The organism is Pseudoalteromonas sp. SG44-8 (assembly GCF_014164125.1).
In the GTDB taxonomy this organism is placed as follows: Bacteria; Pseudomonadota; Gammaproteobacteria; order Enterobacterales; family Alteromonadaceae; genus Pseudoalteromonas; species Pseudoalteromonas rhizosphaerae.
On sequence record NZ_JACJEQ010000016.1, the window covers coordinates 1 to 25741 of the forward strand.

Sequence of the window (25741 nt, forward strand, 5' to 3'; positions counted from 1 at the left end):
ATAAATACAGTGATAACAAGGCGTAAATTTTGACATGTAGTTGTTCTACTTGAAAAAATTATAACGCAGTTAGCGCTTTATTTAGCTCGCTAGAATGGTTAAATATTTAAGTCGATTGGTATAACTAGGAGTTAGGGTGTATTCGAAGCTTGTCGCTCAAAGCCAGTGACGTTTTACCTAACTTCCTAACCTATCAATGTAAGTATCTTTTCATACCCAGCCACAGCCCATACAATAAACAACACTATCAGTGCTAATGTTACAGCCGCTGAAGCGATATCTTTCGCACGCCCTGATAGCACGTGGTATTCAACACCTACTCGATCTGTTAATGCTTCAATTGCTGAGTTTAGCAACTCAACAATCAACAATAACAAAAAGCTGATTACAAGAAGTGCCCAGTGCTGCAATGATTGTGCTAGCCAAAATGATAACGGCAATAATACTAGCCCTAGCGCAAGCTCAGTGCGAAAGGCCGATTCTTCCTTAAATGCAGCTTTAAAACCTTTAATTGAGCACTTGGTTGCTTTAAAAATGCGCCCAATCCCTATGCCGTTGGGTTTGTTTACTAAATTAATTTCTGGTTTAGTCATTTTATGATCTTTAGCGTATAGCTTTTGCTTATCGGGTGATGGGCCAAACACATTACCTTAATCCATGCCTTGAGTTAATAACTGCCAGGCTGTCGCCATATACTGGGTATATGCTTGCTCTGCCTGCGCATCAACTTCGACAAATTGCGGTGGTGTTGTCGGTAAAAGCTGAGTTTTATCCCGCTCATTGACCCTATAATACTCATAAAGTGCCGATAAATCACCACGCCAAAGCTGCTCATTGTGACGTATTGTTTGAAAACCAAATACCCTTCGATCTGGCGCTGCATTAAATAATGATTGTCCCATGCTATAAAACTGAGTATTTGCTGGCGCAATTAAATCTAATAATGTTGGAGCGATATCCATATGGCTTGCCACTTGTTGTGCTGGCACTAAATCTGCGCTAACACCTTTGCCATAAATCACCATCGGCACATGGGTTAACTCATATAAATTTGGACGCTTGTGAAAGTTACGACGACTATAATGATCCCCTGTAATGACAAATAATGCATCTGGATAGCGTTGCTCCATCTTAGCCACAAACTCACCCAGCATTTTATCTGCATACCACAAGTGCCCTAATACATACGGATCTAATAACTCCCCTTCTAATCTATTTATCTCTGCAGGGTAATCTGCAGCCGACTTATAAGGGTAGTTATATTTGTCTAAATCGAGATTAAACGGGCCATGATAACTACCAGAGAGAATCACATTAAAACTTTTCTGTGTGGTTTTTTCTGCCACTAAATCAAATAACTGACCATCATCAATGCCCCAGACTCCTGCACTACCTTTACCGCCAGCATCGGTAGCTGAATAGACCTTATCAGCACCTTGAGATAGAACGTACTCACCGACATTCTGCCATGATAATAAACCACCATAAAAAAACTGGCTGGTGTACCCTAAATGCTCTAATTGATTAAATAACGATAACTTGCTGCTTGGTTTTTGTGGCCCAATCAAACTCATATTAACCCCTGCATAAGGGATCCCAGATACAATACTGGATAGCGAATTCATAGTACTGCTAGCTGCAGGTAAAACGTTATCTAGGTAAATACCTTTACTAGCTAGATTTTTTAACTGATTGGTTAAATTAAGCGAAGCATACTTCTGTTGTAACGGCCAAGAATCATAGCTTTCCATAACAATCACGAACACGTGTGACGGTGCAGCTAACAAAGGTGCTGTAGTATATTGACTCAATGCGTTTAAAGGTAAGACATCAAGCACTGAGTTATGATTTAAATATGGATTTTCGCCGTCTACGCCATGATTTTGTAGATCGTTGTAATCTTTAATGGCATATAAAAAGCTGCGAAATGGATTGATCACTAAATTATTAATAAATGGGTCCGGCGTTACCGCAGACCACTTCCGTGATGCCGGACGTGACTCAAAAGAACCTCGAATAGCACAGATAAATAACACCACTATGATGCTAATTAACAACGTACGCTTCCATTTACAGTCAGTAAAAATGCGCTGTAAAAAGCTATTCGACTGCTTATCAACGCGATGACATAACTTAAATGCAATTACTAACAGTGTAAATAACCCCAGTAAACTTCCCCATGGCCGATATTGTTCAATCACGGTTAAAGCAATTGCTTGCTGATCATCGTGCAACCCTTCAAACATAAAGTAATTGAATTGACTGCCGTACTCTGAAATATACGTAATACTAGTTATACAGAGTAAAATAGCGACTACAAAAAAGAGTTTACCTGTAAAGTTACGCACCATTCTTACCCAATGACCTAAACGCATCGGCTGTAAAATACAATTTAATAAAAAGGGGATGCTAAAACACACACCACTGGCTGCTGAGTCAAAAGCAAATCCTGTTTCTAAGGTGTTTAAAATGACATCAAGATCTATTGGTGTAGTGATTCGGTCATGAAAGTAGACTAAAAAGAAAATCCGAAAGCTCATAAACAATAAAACACCCGCTAGCCATAATGTAGCGATGCGCCAACTTTCGTTAACAAATGAAAACCAACGGCTTGAGCCTGCAAGTGATCCTGCAAGTGATGAAGCTAACACTATACTGTCCTTAAAGTAGTATGTTCCCAGGGCGGGAATATTACCGATTTAAGTTACAGTAACAATATTTTTTTTGTAATTATTTGTAATAAATATTTAATAAAAAAACAGTAACAAGAAATTAACTAGCCATCTAGATTATGTCGATTGTTAGCATTAATACGCTATTGTTTATTGGCATGACTACAATTGCCAACTTGGCTTACTTGCTGATTTGTTTGATAGGTTTTATTGATTAAGCGTAATTTAAGAGCAAGCAAGTTATGCATCGCACTTTTTAATCCCACTTTATTGCTTAGCCAATAAGGAATTGCACCACCAGGATTGGCGTATATTTCATATGTTATGGTTAACAATGATTGCCCTTCACTGCTATGTTGGGTTAATAACCAATGTGCTTTTAGATCAGTGATACGGATCACAGCTTGGCGCTTTGCAAACTCCCCTGTTTTTGCTGCAATCGTTAACTTCGTCTGAGTGTCGTTCAGTTGTTGGTAGCATGAGTAACTCACCATATCGCGATCAGCGAGCGGCCACGGCGAGTCAAACTCGGTATGTACAATAGTTTCTGAGGGGCTTAGTCGTTCCAACACTTTCACATGGGTAACATTATCAATCCATAACGGCGCGCTGTCAGTATCACTTAGCAATGTCATAAAGTCATTGGCCGTGACGCCTTCAACAGTGATCTCTGCCTGCACTTCAAAAATACCATTGTCATGTTTTTTGTAGTACACACTTGCACCATCATGCTGTTTCCAGAGTTGCCAATGCTGAACATCACTGAGCGCATCGGCACTAAAGAGCAGCATTAGTAATAATACCCGCCGTACCATGTGTATTCCCTATGTACTGGCTTAAAGGCGATTACTGCCAGTAAGGTGATATTTTATATGAAGCTAAACGGCTTTGTTCCATTGCGTCGACCAAGAATTCAGACTTTCTTTCAAGCCAGCTTTGAATTTTTGCCAGCTCTTCATCATCTTGTCCTGCACATAACTGCTTTAGATACTCAAGCGTGCTGAGCTCGTACATGCCGTGTGAAATATCTAACCATGGAATACGAAACTCACTGCGTTCATCTTTTTCGAATAACGAACCTAAACAGTTGCCACTGAGTAAGCTGTTTTCTAAACGCATGCGTAAATCCAAGTAATCCTTAACTGTCAGTGTTTTTTGTTCTGGAAGTAATTGATGAAGGTCTTGCCAATCTTTTTCAAATAATCGATTAGCAATCTCAGCGACTGGTTTTTCAGCTGCTTGAAACTGTACTTGCCCCCAACTTTTACGCCATTGCTTATCCACCAGCCAGGTGGTTAAAGACAATAATAAGCGGTTATAGCGAGCGCTATGAAACAACCGATTAATATCATCAATACTTGGCTGTAGCTCTTTTAAGTCATTAATAACTTGCGTTAACTCAGGTGCACTGTTGATTTTTTTATAGTATGCGTGGCGCTTGGATGTGTAGGTTTTTAGTTGAATCGCGTTTTCAACCCATGCTAATTCACTTAATAGCCATTTTAGCTCGGTGCGTAATAGCTCGGTGGTGCTTTTATCAACAATATCGTCAAACAACCAGAACGTATGACGGATTAAACTAATTCCATCGGTCACTCGTTTCAGAGTTTTTAAACTCGGTTTATCGAAATAACACTGTTCATGTTTTTGTACAAAACGAATACCAAAGCCAATTGCGGCTATAAGTGCTTGCTCTTGTGTTGCATATTTAGGTAACGATACAAAGCCAATTGATTTACTTGGCTTAAGTGGTTTTTCATCCGCAAGGCGATAACCACGAGCCGCTTTAGAATATAACCCTAAACGAATATTACTTTGACTCACTAACTTATCAGCTAAAGCAAATAATTCATCGCGGCTGCCTTCAACCAGTTCAATTTCAAGCTCACAAATTGGCTCCATCAAACCCGATGCAGATACTTCGCCTTTATCTAACACGACCTCAATTTTAGCGCCACTGTCGGTTTCAATAAGCCAAGTACGACGAATAAAGTTAGTACTAAAAATAGGATAAAGATTAGCGGAAATTGCACTTATTTGCATACCATGCGGCCAAATACTGGCATCAAATGCAGTTATATTTGGTCGGCTACTTTCCAGCGGTAAATTATATTCAGGTCGTTGATGCAACCCGCCCATAACTTCTCCAGCAAGCTTGATAGTTTGCTCACATTGATTATCAGCACAGCGGGTACGAAAACCGATATCGAGCGCTCTTAATTCACGGCTTGGCGTGTCAAAATAAGCATTTTGTAAACTACGCGAAGGTTTATTAGTAACCGTTTTTGCAAATTGAGTAATTAACGCGGGGATCAGTGGGATTACGGCGTCTGACACCAAAAACTTCAGTTCTATCTCAGTATCCATTAGGCTTGAGGATTACCTTTAAAATAAATAAGAGCTCAAAATAAACAAAGCTGCTCAACATTGCAAATTTTTTAGCTTATTTGAATCATGAAACAGCAGCCATGATTACAATATCAGTCTTGCTATTAGGGCGCTAAATCCATACTATCTCAATACTTAACTATGAATAATACGATTGCTGTCCCACAGACGGTTACATTAACAGGGTAGATTGATGTTTAAACATTCTTTATTAGCTTTGCTATTCGCGGCGGCCGCATTTATGAGTCACGCAGAAGAAAGCAATTCAGCTAGCGATGCAAACACCGCTTATATAGTCGATAATCTTTATACATTTATGCACTCTGGCGCGAGTAAAAATTACCGCATTGTTGGCTCTGTTGATGCTGGTACAAAATTAACCCAGCTATCTGCTGAAGAAAATGGCTTTGTTAAAGTTATTGATGATAAAGAACGAGAAGGCTGGGTAGAAGCTAAATTTGTTTCTAAAACTCCTGGTATTCACCAACAATATCGCACGCTCAGTGCTGAAATGGCATCAATGCAAGAGCAACTTCGTCAAGCACAAATTGAATTGCCGCAGCTGCAAGAGCAAAGCCAAACTTTAACTGACCAAAATAGTGCTCTATCAGAGCAGATTACTAAATTAAAAAGTACCTTAGAAGTTGAACGCACTGAAAAACAACAAGCCGGTGCAAAAGAAAAACGTCAGCTACTAACTTATGGCGGAGCAATTGCCTTCATAGGTTTATTTTTAGGTATTATTTTGACTATCGTATTATCGCGCCGTAAACGTTACGACGGCTGGGCTTAATCGATAACCACTATATTTGATATTAAAAAAGCACCCTTGGGTGCTTTTTTAATGCGTGGGGTAAACCCGCGCCTACGTATTGGTAGCAGCGAGTTTACCTCGCGACTGTTTATACCTTTACACAAACAAACCTATTTAACCACCGAGGGCATAAAGGCGCTGCGCGCTACACAGAAAAACCAAAGTAAAAAATCACTTATTTCTTCTCTGTGAACTCTGTGTTCTCGGTGGTGAATTAATCACTGACAGAACTTGAATCTATTGCGCGGGGTAAACCCGCGCCTACGCATTGGTAGCTGCGAGTTTACCTCGCGATAAAGCCCATTATTTACCACTGAGGGCACAGAGGCGCTACGCGCTACACAGAGAAACCAAAGTAAAAATCACTTATTTCTTCTCGGTGGTGAATTAATCTCTGAAAGAACTTTAATCTAATTGCGTGGGGTAAACCCGCGCCTACGTATTGGTAGCAGCGAGTTTAAATTTAAGTATCGAGTCTGAGCCCAGTGTCTTGTTTAATTTTTTCGATCACCATATAAGTGTGGTGCGTACCAACTCCCGGTATATCGACTAAATCACCAAGCACTTGACGGTATTCATCCATATCCGAAACCCGAATCTTTAATAGGTAATCATAGCCACCAGCAACCATGTCGCACTCAACAACTTGCTTGATTTTTAAAATATGTTCACGGAACACTTTAAATACCGCAGTATTTGACGTCACTAACGACACTTGCACATGCGCGACTAAGCTTTGATTAAGTTTGGCTTCGCTCAACTTGGCAAAGTAACCTTCGATATAACCTTCTTGTTCAAGCCGTTTTACTCGATCAAGACACGGGCTGGGACTTAAGTTAACCTGCTTTGCGAGGTTAACATTAGAAATTCTGCCGTTTTTTTGCAGAACGTCTAAAATTGCTAAATCGATACGATCGAGCATGCGTAATCTATTCGGACTTGTCATAACAGAATTTTATGCGGATAAGTTTAAAGTATGCCCTGTAAATTATCGTAAAACGCTAAATTTAACCAGCATATTCTGCTGGATTTTAATTAGAATGCACGCATTACGTACATAAAAATCGGGCAGCGAAATTTTTTAGCTGCAAGACTCCATACACCAGAGGGTTGCTTATGTTATTTGACGGCGATTTGACAACAACGTGTCCAATCAGACAAAAAATCCGTGACTTTTATCGCATTGACGAAAATGCTGTAATTGATCATATTTTACCGCTTGCTGAAGTAGGCGTAAAAGCTCGCAGCCGTGCTTGGGAACGTGCTCGCCAGATAGTTCACACTATTCGTCGCGATCAAGATGGTCAAAGCGGTGTTGATGCGCTACTTAATGAGTTCTCACTCTCTAGTGAAGAAGGTGTGGTATTGATGTGCTTAGCTGAAGCATTGCTTCGCGTGCCAGATAAAGCCACTCAAGACACGCTAATTCGCGATAAGTTAGCAAAAGGCGACTGGAGCTCTCACTTAGGCAGCAGCGACTCACTATTCGTTAATGCGTCATCTTGGGGTCTATTAGTGACCGGTAAAATGGTTAACTACACTGATAAAACCAAAGAACAGCAGTTTGGTGTACTGAAAAAAACCATTGGTCGTTTAGGCGAGCCGGTTATTCGTAAGTCAGTAAACTTTGCCATGAAGATCATGGGTAAGCAGTTTGTTATGGGTCGTACAATTAACGAAGCCATCGAACGCGCAGCAGAAAAAGAGCAAAAAGGCTATGTATATTCATACGATATGCTTGGCGAAGGCGCTCGCACCATGAAAGATGCACAGCGTTACTTTAATAGCTATATGAATGCGATTCATGCTATTGGTAAAGCGGCAAATGGCCGTGGCCCAATTAAGAGCCCTGGTATTTCAGTGAAACTGTCTGCGATCCATCCTCGTTATGAGTTCACTCATAAAGAACGTGTCATGAACGAAATTGTGCCTAAGCTTAAAGAGCTGGCCATGGCAGCTAAAAGCTACGATATTGGCTTTACTGTTGATGCTGAAGAAGCTGATCGCCTTGATATTTCACTTGATGTAATCGAAGCAGTATTTAGTGATGATGACCTAGCTGGTTGGCATGGTTTTGGTTTAGCTGTGCAAGCGTATCAAAAACGCGCAATTTTTGTGATTGAATGGTTAACTGAGCTTGCCAGCCGTGTTGGTCGTAAAATGATGGTGCGTTTAGTTAAAGGTGCCTACTGGGATACCGAAATCAAAACCACACAACAAGATGGTTTAGAGCACTTCCCAGTATTTACTCGTAAGGCAACAACCGACGTATCTTACAAAGCATGTGCTATCAAAATGCTAGAAGCACGTGATGTACTTTATCCACAGTTTGCAACCCACAATGCCTACACTGCGGCAACAATTTTAGAAGTTGCTAAAGGTGATAACCAAGGTTTTGAATTCCAACGCCTGCACGGTATGGGTGAATCATTATTCGACCAAATCGTAACTGAAGAAAAAATTCAGTGTCGTGTTTATGCCCCTGTAGGTCAGCACGAAGATTTATTGGCTTATTTAGTGCGTCGTTTACTTGAAAACGGTGCTAACTCATCGTTTGTTAACGCCATTGTTGATACCACTAAACCTGTTGAATCGTTATTACCGGATCCGGTAGAAACACTGCAAGGTTTGCGTAACAAGTACAACACGCAAATTAAGATGCCAATTGATTTATACGGCGCTGAACGTGCTAACTCAAAAGGTATGGATTTAACCGATATCAATGTGATCACGCCATTCAAGGAAAATCTTGATAATTGGTTTGCAGAGCACCGTATTAGTGAAAGCGATATTCCTGAAGGTTCAATTGCAGTTAAAAACCCTGCCAATCATCAAGAGATTATCGGTCATATCAAGCTACAAAATAGCGATGATATGCTCACTCTACTAAGCAATGCAGAAACCGCCTTTGAGTCGTGGTCACAAACGCCAGTTAAAGAGCGCGCAAACCTATTACGCCGCATTGCTGATATTCTAGAACGTCATCACGACGAACTTGTGGCTATCTGTATCAAAGAAGCCGGCAAAGTAGCACAAGATGGTATTGACGAAGTACGTGAAGCGGTTGATTTTTGTCGCTACTACGCTGCTCGCGCCGAAGAGCTAAGTGAAGATGAGCGTTTTGAAGCCCGTGGTGTGATTTTATGTATCAGCCCATGGAACTTCCCACTAGCAATCTTCTTAGGTCAAGTTGCTGCAGCAATCGTAACTGGTAACACTGTTATTGCAAAGCCAGCTGAACAAACTAGCTATATTGCACTGCGTACTATTGAGCTTATGTTATCTGTTGGTTTACCAGAGCATGTGGTACAGCCTGTTATCGCACGTGGTAGTGAAGTAGGAAAAACCATTGTTCCTGATGAACGCATTCAAGCGGTTATGTTCACAGGCTCTACTGAGACCGGTACCATCATTTCTCAAACACTTGCTGCACGTAATGATCTTCAAGTACCGTTGATTGCCGAAACAGGCGGTCAGAACTGTATGATCGTAGATTCAACAGCACTGCCAGAGCAAGTCGTTGACGATGTGATCAGCTCTGGTTTCCAAAGTGCTGGTCAACGTTGTTCTGCACTGCGTGTATTGTTCATTCAAGAAGATATCGCAGATAGCGTAATTGAAATGATCAAAGGCGCGTTAAAAGAGCTACACATTGGCGATCCATCATTACTATCAACCGATATCGGCCCTGTAATTGATGAAAAAGCCTTGAAGAACTTAAACGAACACGTTGAGTACTTAAAAGGCAACGCAACACTGCATTATGAGTGTGATATTCCAGATAACAGCGAAAACGGAGCGTATTTCTTTGCGCCACGTTTATATGAAATCAAAGATCTATCTGTACTGAAACGTGAAGTATTTGGCCCATGTGTGCATATAATTCGCTTTAAAGGCACAGAACTTGATAACGTGATTGACCAAATAAATAACACTGGGTTTGGTTTAACCATGGGTATCCATTCACGCATCGAAGAGCGTTGTGAATACTTAGCAAAAATGTCGCGTGCCGGGAACGTCTACGTTAACCGTAATATGATTGGCGCGATTGTTGGCGTACAACCGTTTGGTGGTCGTGGTTTATCTGGCACCGGACCTAAAGCAGGTGGCCCTAACTACTTAACTCGTTTAGTTAAAGAAAAAGCATCGCCTGAAAACGTGCAAATGACTAACTTGACGCCAGACGAGCTTGACACTCACCACTATTCAGGTGCTGCTGAGCAAGTCGAGAAGTTAATGGCAAATTCAATGCGCGATGAAAAAATTTGGCGCGCAACACCACTGAACGATCGTGTTTCAGCGGTACGTCAGCTATTAGCTAAAGTTGCCACAGTCGATATTATCGATGAACTAGCCGACGATTTAGCATTGACACTTGCCGATGCACGTGCCCAGCTTAATCGCCTTGAAAAGCACATGCGTAAGTTTACTACTTTGCCGGGGCCAACAGGTGAATCAAACACCCTTCACCTTGAAGCGCGTGGTTGTGTGGTTTGTTATGCAGATAAGAGTACCTCGTTTAACTTCTGGGCTATTTCGATCATCACAGCTCTTGCTGCTGGTAATACCGTGATCACCGTAGCATCTGAGTTATTCTATGACGAAGCGGTAGCCTTTAAAGATAAATTTATCTCAACTGGTATTGCTGAAGGGGTATTCCAAGTAGCTAAGCCGAATCAGTTACAAGCTATTTTGGCGCACCCTCATTTAGCAGGTGCTGTTGTTGCAGCGCGCTCATCGCGCTTAGGTTACTTCAGTCAACAGCTGGCACAACGTAAAGGAGCTATCTTGCCAGTGATCAGTGCTGAGTACTACGACACGCTAATCAAACGCTTAGTAACAGAAAAGACCATAAGTATTGATACAACTGCTTCGGGCGGTAATACATCACTAATGACTTTAGTTGAAGATGACGAGTAGAGTTTAAGTAGATATTAACAAAGGGCGCTAATTAGCGCCCTTTTTACTACTTATCCAGTAAAAAGTTTGCTAGTTTTGTAGTACGTTATTTATTATGAAGTAAACACATTGAAAATTATCCCAATCGATCAGCTTATGCCAGGTATGTTTGTGCATAGCGTAACTAAACAAACTGGTAAAATTAAAATCAAAAACCAAGGTTGGGTAAAAACGCAAGCAGGCGTGCAGCAGCTTATAAAAGCCGGTATCTTAGAAATCGAAATTGATCCTGATAAAACCATCGTTGAACTCACTCCTACAGCCACAACAAACGATATAAAGGTTGAACCGCCTAAACAACGTGATCCTTGGTCTACAACACACAGTGTTGAGCAAGAGATGGACAAAGCATTTAAGCTCTACAGCGAAGCAAAACAACTGCAAAGCAAAGCATTTACCGATATAAAAGCCGGTAACACTATAGATATTGCCCCCTTTAAAGAATTAGCTAGCGGCTTTATTGATTCGGTATTTCGTAATCAAGATGCCCTAGCATGCATCACCCGTATGCGTGAAAAAGACGCCTACCTACTAGAACACTCGATCAACGTCTCGATCTTAATCAGTATTTTTGCCAAACACTTAGGTTTTGAACGAGCGCTTATTGAAGAACTTGCCACCGGTGCGCTGTTACATGATATTGGTAAAATTCAGATACCGGATGACATTCTTAATAAGCCGGGTAAGTTAACCGATCAAGAATATAAAGTGATTCAGGATCATGCGCGCTTTAGTAAAGAAATTTTAGAACTGGCGGGCCTTAAAGGCATTGCTGTCGATATTGCAGGCTTTCATCATGAGCGACTAGATGGCACGGGTTACCCGTTTGGCAAGCGAGCTGATGAAATAAGCCAGTACGTGCGTATGGCATCGATTGTTGATGTCTATGACGCACTTACCGCAGAGCGTGTTTATAAGGCCGGCATGGAGCCAATCAAGGCCTTTAAAATACTCAAAGACGGTTGTCCAGATAGCTTTGATGGCGAGTTACTGACTAAATTTATTCAGTGTATTGGCGTTCATCCAGTTGGCACGTTAGTTAAACTGTCGAGTCAAAAAGTCGGCCTAGTGACCAAAAGCAACCCTAGCAGCCCTCTTAAACCTCAAGTGAAAACTTTTTACAATGCAAAACACGCTCACTACACACAAGTTCAAGATATAGATCTGGCGCACAACCGAACTCAAGATTCGTTAGAATCCGCCATTAAACCAGCGGATTTCAACATTGATTTAATTAAATTTTTCAAAAATTCAATTTTGCCGTAATAATCGCCGAAAACGAAATTGGCCTGCGCGAAGTAGCTATCTAATCTTCACTCGGGCCAATCTTGCAGCGCTTTTAAGCTAAATTCATAATCATCAAAGCTCAGCACCGTTTGCTCTGGAGTGATCTCTAATACTCTTAAGTCCCCAATGCTATCCCCCTCATACAACTCCCGATTATTGAGCTTAACCCAACGTTTATCAGGTGATGATGAGTAAATATGCGCTTGGTATTTAATTTCTGGCATCAATGCCAACAAAGCATCAGGTAGTAACTCAATCGGCTCAGCATAAGATGAATTTTTAGTGCCTTGCGTTACTTGATGAGATTGGGTGCTTTGAGTATCTTCGATAGCGCGAGCAAAGGCATTTTTAAGCGCCGTTGGCACAGTTTCAAGTTCTTCATCGCTTACCGTTGCAACCGGCTTTGATTTCTCACTAGTCGGTTCGCCAAGAGGCTTCCCCAATACTTTGTATTTACTCATATCGATATTGCTAGCGCTATTGTTAATCATTGGCTGCATTTGCACTGCATTAGGATTATATTGCTGCTGAGGCGCTGCATATACTTGCTGATAACCATTAGGAGTTTGCACCAGTATTGGCTGACCTTGCGGATAAGCTGGTGCAGTATTTACTGGCACTTGCACCCACTGATATTGCCCTGTTGCTTGTTGGTATTGCTGAGGTTGAACAAATTGCGGCTGAGACATCGGCTGCGTGCTAGCAACTTGCGCTGGGCTAGTTTGTACTGGATTTGTTTGCACAGGTATCGATTGCTCAGGCTTCACTGTGGCAGGCACAGGTGTTTTGTCACCAACAGGCTCCACTGATTGATCCTGAACACTCGTTACCATTTGTTCAGGGGTATTTAAATGATTTTTTTGTAACCATTTACCAATTGAAAACCCTGCCATCAAGGTCAGTAAAAAAGCAACCAACAAGCCAAGCGAAATCGCAATAAAACGATAACGCTGTAGTTCTTGCTGCTGTTTTAATTGCTCAGCGTTTCTGTCATGTGCTGACGCTTCATCATGTTGTTCTGATTGTTTTAAGGCATCTAATAAATACGACATATATGACCATTAATTAAAGAATGAACGACAAACCAATACCCAGACTGAGCACAGTTAAAAATGCCAACGGATAGAGCCAATTAAACGACGACTGCTGCTCTATGCTAACGGAACTTAATGCACTCGGCGGTAACGCTTCTTGTGCTGAGCGCATTACTATATCACTATCAATCATCGTTAGCTGCTTAGAAAAAGCTCCCATTAAACAGCGTTCACATAATAAATTTACTAAACGCGGAATACCTGCAGTAACTAAGTGAATCGTTTTTAACGCATCATTTGAGAATAGTCCCCGATCACAACCTGCAACATACAAACGATGTTTAACGTAAGCAAAAGTTTGTCCTTCAGTTAACGGTAGTAAATGATAACGAGCAGTGATCCGCTGCGCTAACTGACGCAACTCATTACGCTTTAATAAAGCCTGTAATTCTGGCTGACCAACCAATACTATTTGTAGTAATTTTTTATGATTTGTTTCTATGTTAGTTAATAAACGAAGCTGTTCTAGTACGTCAGGGGCTAAAAGCTGAGCTTCATCAATAATCAAAATAGTGTGGCCACCAGCTTGATGATTTGCTTCAAGATGCTTTTTAATTGCATCAGTTAAGGTTTTTAACGTCGCATTTTGCTCGTCATAAACAATATGAAATTCATCGCAAATACTCGCTAACAGTTCCAATTGTGACAGTGCTGGATTATGGATCAACGCCACTTGTGTGTTTTCAGGTAACTGCTCTTGCAAACTGCGGGTTAAGGTCGTTTTCCCTGTTCCCACCTCACCGGTTAACAATACAAACCCACCGGCTTCACCTAAGCCATAAGTTAAATGCGCCAACGCCTCTTTATGGCGTTCGCTTAAAAATAAGTACTGTGGATTTGGCGCGATTGAAAACGGTTTCTCTGACAAGCCAAAATAGCTTAAATACACCCTAAATTTCCTTACTGATTAAATCACGGCCTATAATGGCAAAAAAACAGCGTAAGTGAAAACCTTGTTAGCGTTTTATTAGCTAAATAACGTAAAATAGTTTGCACAGTTAATATTCAGGGGAAATTATGCAAGTTTATTTGGTCGGTGGAGCAGTTCGTGATGAGCTATTAGGGCGAATCATCAAAGAGCGCGATTATGTGGTGGTCGGTGCAACTCCTGAGCAACTGATCAAACAAGGCTATCAACAAGTTGGTAAAGACTTTCCCGTTTTTTTACACCCAAAAACTAAAGAAGAATACGCACTAGCTCGTACCGAGCGAAAACAAGGCCAAGGTTACACGGGCTTTGTCTGCGAGTTTTCAGCAGATGTTACCTTAGAAGACGACTTACGCCGCCGCGATTTAACCGTTAACGCTATTGCAAAAGCACAAGATGGCAACTTAATTGATCCTTATGGCGGCAAGCAAGATTTAGACAACCGCATTTTGCGCCATGTATCTGACGCATTTAGCGAAGATCCACTACGTATATTACGCGTTGCCCGTTTTGCAGCTCGTTATCATTATCTTGGTTTTACGATTGCCGAAGAAACCCAGCAATTGCTAACACAGATGATCAACCAAGGTGAGTTACAAACACTCACCGCAGAACGGATTTGGCTAGAATGTGAAAAATCATTAACGGATGGCGCATTTGCTGAGTTTTTGAATATTTTAGCGCAGTTAGGCGCGCTTAGTGCAATCAGCCCTGCCTTAGCAGGTAACTGGAGCGATGAGTTATATCAACAACTAAAAAACCGTTACGCTTACGCACAAAGCCAAAATATAACCGATCAGGCATTATTGTTTGCACAAGCCACTGCATCATTGACGCAAGAAGAGATTAAAATTCTCAGTCAAACTATTCGTTTACCAAATGACGTACGCGATTTGGCATTACAACTTAATGCCCACCAAGCAACCTTAAGTAGCCAAACAATCACCGCACAGCAACTACTCAGTTGCTGCAATCAACTCGATTTATGGCGCCGCCCTGAACGGTTCGAGGCAGTTCTTAAAGCCGTTGAGATTAACCAAGCAGCATCACTGGCTAATCAAAAATTATTAACAGCAACCAAAGCAGCTAAAGCAATTAACCCTCAGCAATTTATTACGCAAGGCATTAAGGGCGCAGCAATAAAAACCGCGCTAGAACAAGCGCGGTTAGAGATATTGCAGCAGTATTTCAATTAACTAAGCTAGCTACTTTTCATAACGTACAAGGCGTAAATACACGGATGACTCTTTAGCATGCAAACTGTTAAAGCCTCTGCCAAAGGTGTATACCCAAGCTGAAGTTTTATCGGCAATACCTGAAGTATTTGTCCAATAGTTTTCACTTTTATTACCTAAAAATACAGACTGATTAATACTTGGGGTAACACAGCTGTGCTCTAAAATACTAGCAAGCTCTTTATTATTAGGTACTTGCCAATCTGTATATGCACCTGTTCGGTCATTCACTGCAGCTCTTAGCGCCTCTTGCCAATTTACTTTTACAGCACTATTAATACAGCTGTTGGTGGCAACATCATAACCTTGTCCATAACTACAGGTTTGCCACATTAGCCCGGTTGCACTGTCGCTAACGGTGCCATCAACACTAACTGTAAAACGGGTTGCGGGTGTTGTTTCGGTCACTCCAGTGTAACAAGTCTGCACAGCCATCACGGCAGGACTAAGTAGCAGTAAGCCAACTAATAATGATTTCATTGCGATGCTCCTGCAGTTCTAACCAAGCGCACAAACGCGGTATTACCTTTTGGATAAGCCAGATCATTGCCGTTACTCATATCAAAAACATACGCTTGCGATAAACTGGTACCATCGGCCGAAGTTTGTGAGGTCCAATAAATTAGTCCATCCTCTAATAAGTTGCTATTAGGCGTATTAGGAAAATAATTCTCATCAAGCAATATTGATTGTCCATGCTTGCCATAATTAAGTAGCGTTAATAGCTCTGTGTAGCTAGGCACTCGCCAGTTGGTACCACCACAATAATCGAGTGTATTGACGGCATTAATATACACCTGCAAATTACAGTTACTACTACTTGGGCAAGTACTATTCGGTGTCCCTTGTACACTCCCCGTTTGTACGCCATCGCCACTATTTAAATACCATGTGTAGTGATTTTGACCTTCACGCAACGCCGTATTTGGCAAAGTGCCTGTATTAGGGCTTTTTACTTCCCAAATCAAACCCGTTACGTTATCGCGAACACAACTAAAATTAGCGGCGCTATCTAATAATTCATCGGCAAACTGGTTAAGTTTTGTAAAATCAAAAGCCTGTTCACCTTTACCCACTTTCTCGATATGCGAGCCAACCCCACTATCGCGGCCAACAGAAGCATCTTGGCGAGGAAAGTCAGGGCTCGTACAGGCTATTTCTTGGGTGTTGTTGTAACATTTATCCATACCGGTATCATTGAGCAAACCAAGCGGTTTTGATTTAACCACGATATTGACGGTGTCTGTATCTGTGCGCCCTTTGCTATCAGTCACGGTTACTTCAAAGGTATGCGTGTTAACCGCTTCGGTCGCTGGTGCAGTAAAAGAGGTAATGCATTGTTGCTGATTATCAAGTATTGCATTGCCAGATATTTGTTGCCAATAGCATTTAAAGGTGTCTGTTACTGTTTCTGAACCTGTAGCATCTAAGGTCACTTTTTCCAGCTCAATAGCACTCTGATCAATACCAGCATTGGCAATAATCACATCGCTGGTTTTATTTAAGGTATGTGAATATTGCGTGCTTGCTTCTCCCCCCTCATCATCGACAACTGTTAACAGCCAAGTGATCTGCGTGTTGGTATCAAGTAACGGATGAGTGAAACTAATTGTTGCATTGCTATTACTATCTACAGCAAGCGTTGGCCCTGCAATTTGTTGCCAGTTATAGCTATTAATTTGGCCATTTTCATCCGGATCAACTGAGCTGGCACCACTTAAGGTAATTGTATCTTTATAATCAGAAGGCAGTGTTTCGGGTGAAGTTTGAGTAACAATAACCTGAGGAAGCTGATTATTTGACTCAATTTCGATCAGTAAGTCATCACTTACTAATTGGCCATCTGTGGTTTGATAACTAACACGCAATAATAATTCGCTGTTTGCTTTAATATCGGGGGCGGTAATTGTTTGTAGTGCACCATCAAGGGGGAAACTGTCAATAATTGGTCCACTTACTCGCTGCCACGTAAAAGTACCATCAACAGGCGAACCTTTGGCTTCAATAGTAAATTCACTTTTTTCAATAATGCGCTGATCATCGCCAGCAAAAACGGATGCTGCAACCACGGGATTATCGTTGCCGCCTCCGCCGCCACCGCATGCTGTCAATACAGCTAATAACGGTAAAACTATCAAGGGGGATTTCATGCACTGATTCCTCATTTAAAACTGAAATTACATAGCCTTAATGTTAATAGCCACGCCAATCAATAAATTAAGCAACAACAATGCCAGATACAAAAGAGAGGATGTTATAAATAGCTATCTTGGTGAATACGGACAAATAACTTTGTGCCTATTTTACTATAATCTATCTTATACTCACGGCCATCTAACGCCTGAATAAACAGTAAACGCTTCTCTTCACCAAATACGTCTACACTGCCAACATAGACCATTTCTAAATAGCGTTCTTTAGCTTCACGACGGTTTTTTGGCAACTCTTCTTTGAATGGTTCTAAACCATGTTGAGTTACCTTTATTTTTGGGTGCACTTCAGAATTCACGATCACTAAATCGAGTTTTTTATCTTTATGGATTATGGTATTTCTGCCACTTTTAATAAAAGATCTATCTTGACTCATCGCTTCATCCTACTAACTAACGCCTATTTTCAGGCGTCTTACTCTCTAATTGAGATTCAATAAATACTACTGGGTTATTCCGCCATGCATTTAAGCTGTGGCTAAAATCCCAAATACTTCTATCCAATACACTTGCTGGTAACAGTAAGTCATATCCTGTTAATTGTCGTAGATGTCGCATTCTATTAGCAAACATGGCTATAAGGCCATTAAAACTGCGACCATTCACAGAAGTGTAATGATTATCCTCAACTAACCATTCTGATGGGCAATTGCCATTTTTGCAATGTTTTTGAATTACTTGCATAAATAAATGTCGTTGTTCGATCAATAATTTACCTGCAATTCTTGGTCCTAGTTGTAATAAAAATTCATCGGTGTCGTTAAGTTTGATACCTACAGCATTTAACTCAAGTTGCTCAAGTTCTTGTTCTACTTTAGGAATACCACTGTAATTTAGATTTTCTTGCTTAACACACCAGCAGCCATACTTATGCTGGTAAGTAAGCTCCTTTTCTGTAATAACTAAACTGTAAAATGGCTCTTGGGTTTTTAAAAACCCAACAAAAATGGCAGCCAAACATAAACTCACCAAGAAAATTTCGAAAATGCTAATTTCGTCGGGCCGCAGTAAATTAACTAGCATTATAAATAAAAGCCCAACCGCACCGACAGTGAGAGTTTCGATACCATTGCGCGCACCTTGCGCACGCAATTTCAAAACAGCGTTTTTGCGTTTAACCATAACGATAAAAAACAATATAAAAAGCGTACATAATTATAGCCCAAATTATCAATTTACGTATTTTCATACAACGCGGACATTTGCTCGTTAACTTCATAACTCTCTCACACACAAACATAAAATGGGAACAAAATGAAAAACAACTGAACTTTTACGCCTAACCGACAGATTTATGAGATACGCGGCCGCCAATTCACGCTGTAATTTTGTACACTAGAGGCAATTAATTCTCCGGTATTTTTAACAATGTATGCAAAGCAATCTGGCAAAGCGCTCTTTCCATTTATTATTACTCTACTTTTGGGGCTATGTGTTTATCTTTATTTACCAAGCAGCCAAGGTGAGCAATCTGACTTCACAGTTAATGCAACGCAAGTAACCGCTCACACTGTTGCAAGTGAAGAAAATGCTGTCCTCATTGAGGCTATCGGCAGTGCCCGCGCTAATCAAGCAATTTATATACAAAGCGCACAAAATGATTACGTAACTGACATTTATTTCAAAGACGGTGATTTAGTCAGTAAAGGTCAAAAGCTCGTACAATTACAATCGCAGCAAGAAGAGCTCACTGTTAAAGAGCTGGCAATCAACTTACGCGAAGAAAAACGTCAACTTGAACGCTTAACAGAGCTTTCTCGCTCACAAGCAACTGCAAAGTCATTACTCGAAGAGCAACTTTCTCGCGTTGATGCAACCGAAGCTCAGCTTGAAAACGCCAAAACAAAATTATCTGAAATGACTATTACCGCGCCTTTTTCAGGTATTTTAGGTAAGCGTCAGATCTCAGTAGGTGCGTATGTAAATAACAGCACAATTATTACAAGCTTAGATGATATAAGCATTATTAAAGTCGATTTTAAAGTCCCAGAAAAATACCTTGCGCAATTAAACGTTGGCATGAAAGTAATGACCCAAAATGATGCTTACCCTGAAAAAACCTTCACCGGTAAAGTAACGCACGTTAGTGCTCGGATTGATTCAATCACCCGCAGTGTTGAAGTCACAGCAAGCTTCGCGAATAAAAGTGGTTTATTACGCCCTGGCATGTTGCTCAAGACCGCGTTACAACTTAGCTCGAATCAAGCGATGATGGTGCCAGAGAAAGCGGTGATCCCACAACAAGATAAACATTATGTTTTTCAAATTGAAGACGGAATAGCAACTAAAGTAGAGGTTCACGTTGCAGGTCGTCACAATGGCTGGGTTGCCATCGATGAAGGTATTAGTAATGGGCAACAAATTGTTACTGAAGGAATTATTAAAATTCGCTCAGGCAGCAAAGTTACTGTGAAGGGGTAAACTGTGAAAATTACTGATACCAGTGTCAAACGTCCCGTTTTTGCAATTGTAATTAACCTACTGTTACTAACCTTTGGCTTAGTGGCTTTTTCGATGTTACCGCTGCGCGAATATCCTGATATTGAATCACCCATAGTCAGTGTAAGCACTGAATATACGGGAGCGTCAGCCGAGATCATTGAAACAAAAATTACCCAAGTGCTGGAAAACCGTATTTCCGGTATTGAAGGCATTAAAAGCATTAATTCATCAAGTAGAAATGGCCGCTCAAATATTACCATTGAGTTTAATATCAGCCGTGATATTGATGCCGCATCAAACGATGTCCGTGAACGTGTAGCGCGCGCACTTGATAGTCTACCTGAGCAAGTACGCCCGCCAGAAGTATCTAAATCGAACAGTGATGAAAGCCCTATTGCATGGTTTTTACTCAATAGCGACACAATGGATTCATTGCAACTGTCTGATTATGCACAGCGCTTTATTGTCGACCGTTTAGCTGTGGTAGATGGTGTTTCCAATGTACGTGTTGGTGGTGAACGTAAATATGCCATGAAAATTTGGCTCAACCGCCAAGCAATGGCTGCTCGTGGCATAACCAGTAGTGACATAGAAAACACCCTACGAACTGAAAATGTTGAGCTACCTGCAGGTGAGATAGAATCTATCGACCGTGACTTTACAGTTCGAACAGCGCGTAGTTACAAAGAGCAGCGTGATTTTCAAAACCTAGTAATTAAACGTGGCGACGATGGTTACTTAGTTCGTCTTGGTGAAGTCGCTGATGTAAAATTAGAAGCCGCTGACGATGAAAGCTTATTCCGAGGTAATGGCCGCAATATGGTTGGCCTTGGTATTGTTAAACAAGCTAAAGCGAATACACTTACCGTGGTTGATAATGCCCGTGCTGAACTTGAAAAAATCAAACGCAACCTGCCAGAAGGCACAACTATTCAAGACAGCTACGACTCGTCAATATTCATTAAAGAATCAATTAACGAGGTTTACAGAACCTTGGCTATTTCTATGGCCTTGGTGGTATTAATTATCTTCTTATTTTTAGGGAACATTCGCGCCACCTTGATCCCAGCGGTAACAGTCCCAGTTGCGCTGGTCGGTAGCTTTATGTTCTTATTGGCGATGGGTTACTCAATTAACTTATTGACACTACTGGCGCTGGTGCTAGCAATTGGCTTGGTTGTTGATGACGCGATTGTAATGCTAGAAAACATTCACCGGCGTATCGAACTGGGCGAACCTGCCCTACTAGCCGCTTATCGTGGCGCCCGTGAGGTTGGCTTTGCAATTATTGCCACCACCTTAGTGCTGATCTCGGTGTTTGTCCCCTTGGTATTTATGGATGGCCGTATCGGCGCATTATTTACCGAGTTTGCGATGGCCGTCAGCGCCGCGGTATTCTTCTCAAGCATTACCGCATTAACACTCTCGCCAGCGTTGTGTTCATTAGTACTTAAACCATCCTCAAAAGAGAGTAAATTCAGCCAATGGATGGACCGTATCTTTAGTAAGATTGAGCAAAGTTATAAAAACTCTTTACGCTCAAATATGACGCGTTCAGGTGGTTTAACAATCACCCTACTGCTGGCTGGTTTTGTTAGTTATTTACTGTTCCAACAAATTCCTTCAGAACTTACGCCAAAAGAAGACCGTGGTACTTTCTTTATCATGATGAGTAGCCCTGAAGGGGCAAGTTATGAAAATAACGCCGCCAACATGGCAAAAATTGAAGAACGTTTAATGCCTTATTCCGAAGCGGGCGAACTAAGTCGAGTGCTGGTACGCGTTCCTGGCTGGGGTGGCAGCGGTGGTGTGGCAATTGTTGGTATGGCAGACTGGGATGAACGTAAACGTTCAACTTGGGAAGTAATGGATGAGATCAGTGCAAAAATGACTGAAGTCACCGATGTGCGCGCGTTTGCTATTATGCGCCGTGGTATTGGTGGCGGTGGCTCATCACGGCCCATTGAGTTTGTCCTGCAAGGTAATGATTATGCACAATTAGCTGATTGGCGAGACCGGATCATTGAACGTGCAGAGAAAAACCCAGGACTGGTGCGTATTGACCATGACTACAAAGAAACCTTCCCGCAGTTTTTGATCAGTATCGATAAAAACAAAGCGGCGGATTTAGGGATTTCAGTTTCGGATGTTGGCCGCACCCTTGAAACCATGTTAGGCCAACGCCGTGTTACCACCTTTATTGACCGTGGTGAAGAGTACGATGTGATCTTAAAAGGCACTAAAGCTGACTTTGCTGATCCTACCGATATATCAAATATTTACTTAAAATCACGCAGTGATGAACTGGTTCCTCTAGATAGCTTAATTAGCTTAAAAGAAGAAGCCACTGCATCAAGGCTAAATCGTTACAACCGAATGCGTGCTATTACTTTGAGCGCTAACCTCGCCGATGGTTATACCCTTGAAGAAGCGCTTAACTTTTTAAATAAAGTGGCAATGGAAGAAAACGAAATTGATGGCGCCATTGATTATAAAGGTGAATCGCAATTATATTATGAAGGTGCCTCAGCGATGACGTATGTTTTCATTCTAGCGCTTACTGTTACCTTCTTAGTTTTAGCCGCTCAGTTTGAAAGCTTTATGCACCCCTTTGTGATCATGCTCACTGTGCCACTGGGTTTGATGGGCGCAATGTTTGGTTTATGGGTTGCAGGACTAACCATAAACATTTACAGCCAAATAGGCATTGTAATGCTGATTGGTCTTAGTGCTAAGAACGGTATATTGATTGTCGAATTTACCAATCAATTGCGCGATAAAGGCGTAGAGTTTAGTGAAGCTATTTTACAAGCAGCAACCCAAAGATTGCGACCAATTATTATGACCTCTTTGACTACGGTAATGAGTGCGGTGCCACTAGTGCTAGCCTCAGGCCCTGGTGCAGAGAGCCGTATGGTAATTGGTGTAGTGGTGTTTACTGGTGTTATTGTCGCAACCATACTTACGCTATTTGTTGTTCCTGCGGCGTACTATGCGCTGGCTCGCAATACTCAGTCTCCTGAGTTTTTACAACAAAAGCTCAACCAACAAGAAGCTGAAAGGCCGCTAAAAGAGCTTTAATCTCATCGTAGCGTTGCAAACCCATAGCAACGCTACTTTTCACTTCAACACACTTCCCTGCCGTAATTAAATGAAATAATAAACCTCCTTGCTCGTTCTTCTGTTACGCTAGATAATCCGTGTAATTTAACAGCTTTAAGGAACAACTAAATGAGTATAACAAATGAAACTGCAACATTTGGTGGTGGCTGCTTTTGGTGTATTGATGCCGCGTTTAGGCGCGTGAAAGGCGTTTTACAAGTAAGCTCTGGCTATACTGGCGGCGAAACAACTGAGCCTACGTATAAACAAATTTGCACTGGCCTCACCGGCCACGCAGAGGTTGTACAGATTAAGTTTGACAGTAGCCTGATAAGCTACGAAACCTTACTGGCGATGTTTTTTACCCTGCATGATGCCACTCAGCTAAACCGCCAAGGTAATGATATAGGTACCCAATATCGAAGTGTGATTTATTATCATGATAGCGAGCAGCAAGCACAAACTAATCAATATATTGCAAAATTACAAAGCCAAATACGCGAAGATATCGTCACTGAAGTTAGCCCTGTAACCACTTACTACCCAGCAGAGCAGTATCACCAAGACTACTACAACGAAAACCCTGAGCAACGCTATTGCAGTTTATTGATAGCACCTAAGCTGAAAAAGTTTGAGAAAGACTATAAACAGTTTTTAGTAAACTAAGCAAAGTGCTAAATAAGCATTTTCATCTGAATATAAAAAAGCCCGACAAACAAAAGTGTCGGGCTTTTTTATTTAAGCTAGAACGAGATCAGAGCTGGTAACTTGCGCCAACAAAGAAGCGACGGTCAACTGTATTGTAGTAAAACACTTCGCCAGTTGCATAATCCATACTTGAATCAACCGCGTTGTATTGCTTATCAAATAAGTTTTCAACACGAGCAGAAAATGAAAGCGCACTGTTAAATTGATAATTTGCAGTTAAGTTCCATAACGTATAAGAACTAAGCTCTGTTACTTTACCTTGACGATCACTACGGTACTGCATATCAAAACCGGCATCAAAATCGCCCCACTGCTTCGCAACAGACCAGTTCACAGTACGTGGTGAAACATAAGTTTGTGCTACACCCGTTTCGGTATTTTCAGCATTTAAATAAGTAAAATTAAACTGATTATCAAAACCAAGTACTGTATTGGCAAAGCTAAACTCAACCCCCTCATGGCGTGCTTCATTTATATTTTCTGGCTGCCATTTACCAGCTGCATTAGGTGCCCATGCAATTAGGTTTTCAATATTATTTCTGAATATTGATATATCAAGCTTTGCCTGAGAAAAGTCTAAACTCAAACCTAACTCTTGGTTAGTTGATGTCTCTGGTGCTAAATTTGGATTACCTGGAGATAAAGGGTCAGGAAAATAAAGATCATTAAATGTTGGCGCTTTAAAGCCCGTGCTTTGGCTCAATCGAAGTGTTGCACGCTTATTTAAGTGATAACCAACAGCTGCGGCGTAAGTTGTTTCATTACCAAACTGCTCATCATCATCTAAACGCAATGCTAAATTTGCAATGAATTTATTATCATCAAAATAGCCCCCAAGAAATGCAGCTTTAGCTACTTTGCTATCCGCTAGATAAGCCTTACCATTAGTAAATATTTCATCTTTATACCAATTAAGCCCGCCATTAACGGTTAAAACTTGGCTTGCATTATAACTGCCGTGGTAATCAAATTGTTTACGTTTTGTTTTATAACTATTAGTAATAATCGCACCAGTGTAATCATAGCCTTTGTTGTCAGAATCATCGGTTGCAATAGCAACATTAATTGAGTGCTTATGATCGGTAAAGGATTTATCCCAATCCAGCCCTAGCTGATAATTTTCAAATTCATTATTTTCTACGATACTATCAATAGGCGAGAAAGCATTGTCGTATTGTGCATTACCTTCACTGTATTGACCCAGCGCTTTAAGCTCACCTAACAGCTTATCTGCATAGCGAATATTAAATCCTAAATTTTTGTTCTCATAACCATCTTCATCCGATGCTACGCCTTGCAATACGTCAAAGCCATCCGTTTTTTCAAACCCAGCATTAAACGACGCTTTAACAGCATCAACTACCGTTGTACCTGCAACTTGATAATTTTGATAAGCATCAGTACCAAATGTTGCATCTAGGCTGACGGATTCCTTTGTACGAGTAATAATATTGATCACACCAGCGAGCGCGTCAGACCCATAAACTGCAGCACGAGAACCTTTAACAATTTCAATGCGCTCTATTGAATTAAGAGGAATATTACTAATTGATTTATAACCAAGGGTTGCAGAGCCCGTACGTACGCCATCAATCAAAATAAGTGTATGTCGTGAGCTTGAACCGCGAAGTGACACGCCAGAACTTTGCCCAAAGCCACCATTGGAATTTATTTGAAAACCAACTTGGGTTGCTAGTAAACTCGGTAAATCACGGACATTACTTGTTTCAATATCACTGCGCTCAATAACAGTTACACTGGCAAGTACATCAGTAATTGATTGCTCAAATTTATTAGCGGTTACCGTCAGGCGTTCTATTGATTGCTCTGCAGACACAGAAAAAGACAACGCAGCGGCAATTGCTACGCATAGAGTAGATTTGTTTAACATGATATCCCCTG

At 41.2% G+C, this 25741-nt stretch carries 19 protein-coding genes; 7 read left to right on the forward strand and 12 right to left on the reverse strand.

The annotated features are described in order from the left end of the window. Positions 1–185: 185 nt before the first annotated feature. The 4 genes from H5163_RS13265 to H5163_RS13280 all read right to left on the reverse strand — a co-directional run bounded on the left by H5163_RS13265 (position 186) and on the right by H5163_RS13280 (position 5039). Positions 186–593, reverse strand: a complete 408-nt coding sequence (locus H5163_RS13265; RefSeq protein ID WP_182731772.1) for a diacylglycerol kinase — start codon at positions 591–593, stop codon at positions 186–188. A gap of 57 nt (positions 594–650) precedes the next feature. Beyond that, a complete protein-coding gene (locus tag H5163_RS13270; protein WP_310736647.1) occupies positions 651–2651 on the reverse strand; it encodes a sulfatase-like hydrolase/transferase in 2001 nt (666 codons plus the stop codon). Between the two features lie 164 nt (positions 2652–2815). Next, positions 2816–3487 (reverse strand): START domain-containing protein, encoded by a 672-nt coding sequence (locus tag H5163_RS13275; protein WP_259399819.1) that lies wholly within the window; start codon positions 3485–3487, stop codon positions 2816–2818. Positions 3488–3518: 31 nt separating this feature from the next. Beyond that, a complete protein-coding gene (locus tag H5163_RS13280) occupies positions 3519–5039 on the reverse strand; it encodes a CYTH and CHAD domain-containing protein (RefSeq protein WP_145235177.1) in 1521 nt (506 codons plus the stop codon). A gap of 214 nt (positions 5040–5253) precedes the next feature. Between H5163_RS13280 and H5163_RS13285 the strand changes: the two genes are divergently transcribed. After that, the gene (locus H5163_RS13285) at positions 5254–5853 is read left to right on the forward strand and encodes a TIGR04211 family SH3 domain-containing protein (protein ID WP_145235175.1); all 600 of its coding nucleotides are present in this window, start codon (positions 5254–5256) and stop codon (positions 5851–5853) included. 484 nt (positions 5854–6337) lie between these two features. On the opposite strand, the gene H5163_RS13290 is transcribed toward H5163_RS13285, so the two are convergent. Beyond that, positions 6338–6820 (reverse strand): winged helix-turn-helix transcriptional regulator, encoded by a 483-nt coding sequence (locus H5163_RS13290; RefSeq protein ID WP_145235173.1) that lies wholly within the window; start codon positions 6818–6820, stop codon positions 6338–6340. A gap of 170 nt (positions 6821–6990) precedes the next feature. On the opposite strand from H5163_RS13290, the gene putA reads away from it, so the two are divergent. Then, the gene (putA, locus tag H5163_RS13295; RefSeq protein ID WP_145235170.1) at positions 6991–10794 is read left to right on the forward strand and encodes a bifunctional proline dehydrogenase/L-glutamate gamma-semialdehyde dehydrogenase PutA; all 3804 of its coding nucleotides are present in this window, start codon (positions 6991–6993) and stop codon (positions 10792–10794) included. 108 nt (positions 10795–10902) lie between these two features. Beyond that, positions 10903–12099: an HD-GYP domain-containing protein gene (locus tag H5163_RS13300; protein ID WP_182735342.1), complete on the forward strand. Its 1197-nt coding sequence runs from the start codon at positions 10903–10905 to the stop codon at positions 12097–12099. A 47-nt stretch (positions 12100–12146) separates the two neighbouring features. On the opposite strand, the gene H5163_RS13305 is transcribed toward H5163_RS13300, so the two are convergent. Then, entirely contained in the window at positions 12147–13172 is a 1026-nt protein-coding gene (locus H5163_RS13305; protein WP_182731767.1) for a general secretion pathway protein GspB, read from the reverse strand. A 13-nt stretch (positions 13173–13185) separates the two neighbouring features. Continuing rightward, a complete protein-coding gene (locus H5163_RS13310) occupies positions 13186–14103 on the reverse strand; it encodes an ExeA family protein (protein ID WP_145235164.1) in 918 nt (305 codons plus the stop codon). Between the two features lie 128 nt (positions 14104–14231). On the opposite strand from H5163_RS13310, the gene H5163_RS13315 reads away from it, so the two are divergent. Beyond that, complete coding sequence (locus H5163_RS13315) at positions 14232–15338, forward strand: tRNA nucleotidyltransferase (RefSeq protein WP_182735343.1); 1107 nt, start codon at positions 14232–14234, stop codon at positions 15336–15338. Positions 15339–15347: 9 nt separating this feature from the next. Here H5163_RS13315 and H5163_RS13320 read toward each other — a convergent pair whose 3' ends face one another. From H5163_RS13320 to H5163_RS13335, 4 genes are all read right to left on the reverse strand, one after another. Further along, complete coding sequence (locus tag H5163_RS13320) at positions 15348–15857, reverse strand: DUF1566 domain-containing protein (RefSeq protein ID WP_182735344.1); 510 nt, start codon at positions 15855–15857, stop codon at positions 15348–15350. After that, on the reverse strand, positions 15854–17527 hold the full coding sequence (locus tag H5163_RS13325) for a DUF1566 domain-containing protein (RefSeq protein WP_182735345.1): 1674 nt from the start codon (positions 17525–17527) through the stop codon (positions 15854–15856). Before H5163_RS13325 ends, H5163_RS13320 begins: the two co-directional genes overlap by 4 nt. 104 nt (positions 17528–17631) lie before the next feature. Further along, entirely contained in the window at positions 17632–17964 is a 333-nt protein-coding gene (locus H5163_RS13330) for a hypothetical protein (RefSeq protein ID WP_145235156.1), read from the reverse strand. 16 nt (positions 17965–17980) lie between these two features. Further along, positions 17981–18709, reverse strand: a complete 729-nt coding sequence (locus tag H5163_RS13335; protein WP_145235154.1) for a DUF2982 domain-containing protein — start codon at positions 18707–18709, stop codon at positions 17981–17983. 246 nt (positions 18710–18955) lie between these two features. Here H5163_RS13335 and H5163_RS13340 point away from each other — a divergent pair, with 246 nt between their 5' ends. The 3 genes from H5163_RS13340 to msrA all read left to right on the forward strand — a co-directional run bounded on the left by H5163_RS13340 (position 18956) and on the right by msrA (position 23797). After that, the gene (locus tag H5163_RS13340; RefSeq protein ID WP_182731765.1) at positions 18956–20008 is read left to right on the forward strand and encodes an efflux RND transporter periplasmic adaptor subunit; all 1053 of its coding nucleotides are present in this window, start codon (positions 18956–18958) and stop codon (positions 20006–20008) included. 3 nt (positions 20009–20011) lie between these two features. Beyond that, complete coding sequence (locus H5163_RS13345; protein ID WP_182735346.1) at positions 20012–23110, forward strand: efflux RND transporter permease subunit; 3099 nt, start codon at positions 20012–20014, stop codon at positions 23108–23110. Between the two features lie 150 nt (positions 23111–23260). Next, positions 23261–23797: a peptide-methionine (S)-S-oxide reductase MsrA gene (gene msrA, locus H5163_RS13350; RefSeq protein ID WP_182735347.1), complete on the forward strand. Its 537-nt coding sequence runs from the start codon at positions 23261–23263 to the stop codon at positions 23795–23797. 88 nt (positions 23798–23885) lie between these two features. On the opposite strand, the gene H5163_RS13355 is transcribed toward msrA, so the two are convergent. Further along, the gene (locus H5163_RS13355) at positions 23886–25730 is read right to left on the reverse strand and encodes a TonB-dependent receptor domain-containing protein (RefSeq protein ID WP_182735348.1); all 1845 of its coding nucleotides are present in this window, start codon (positions 25728–25730) and stop codon (positions 23886–23888) included. Positions 25731–25741 lie beyond the last annotated feature (11 nt).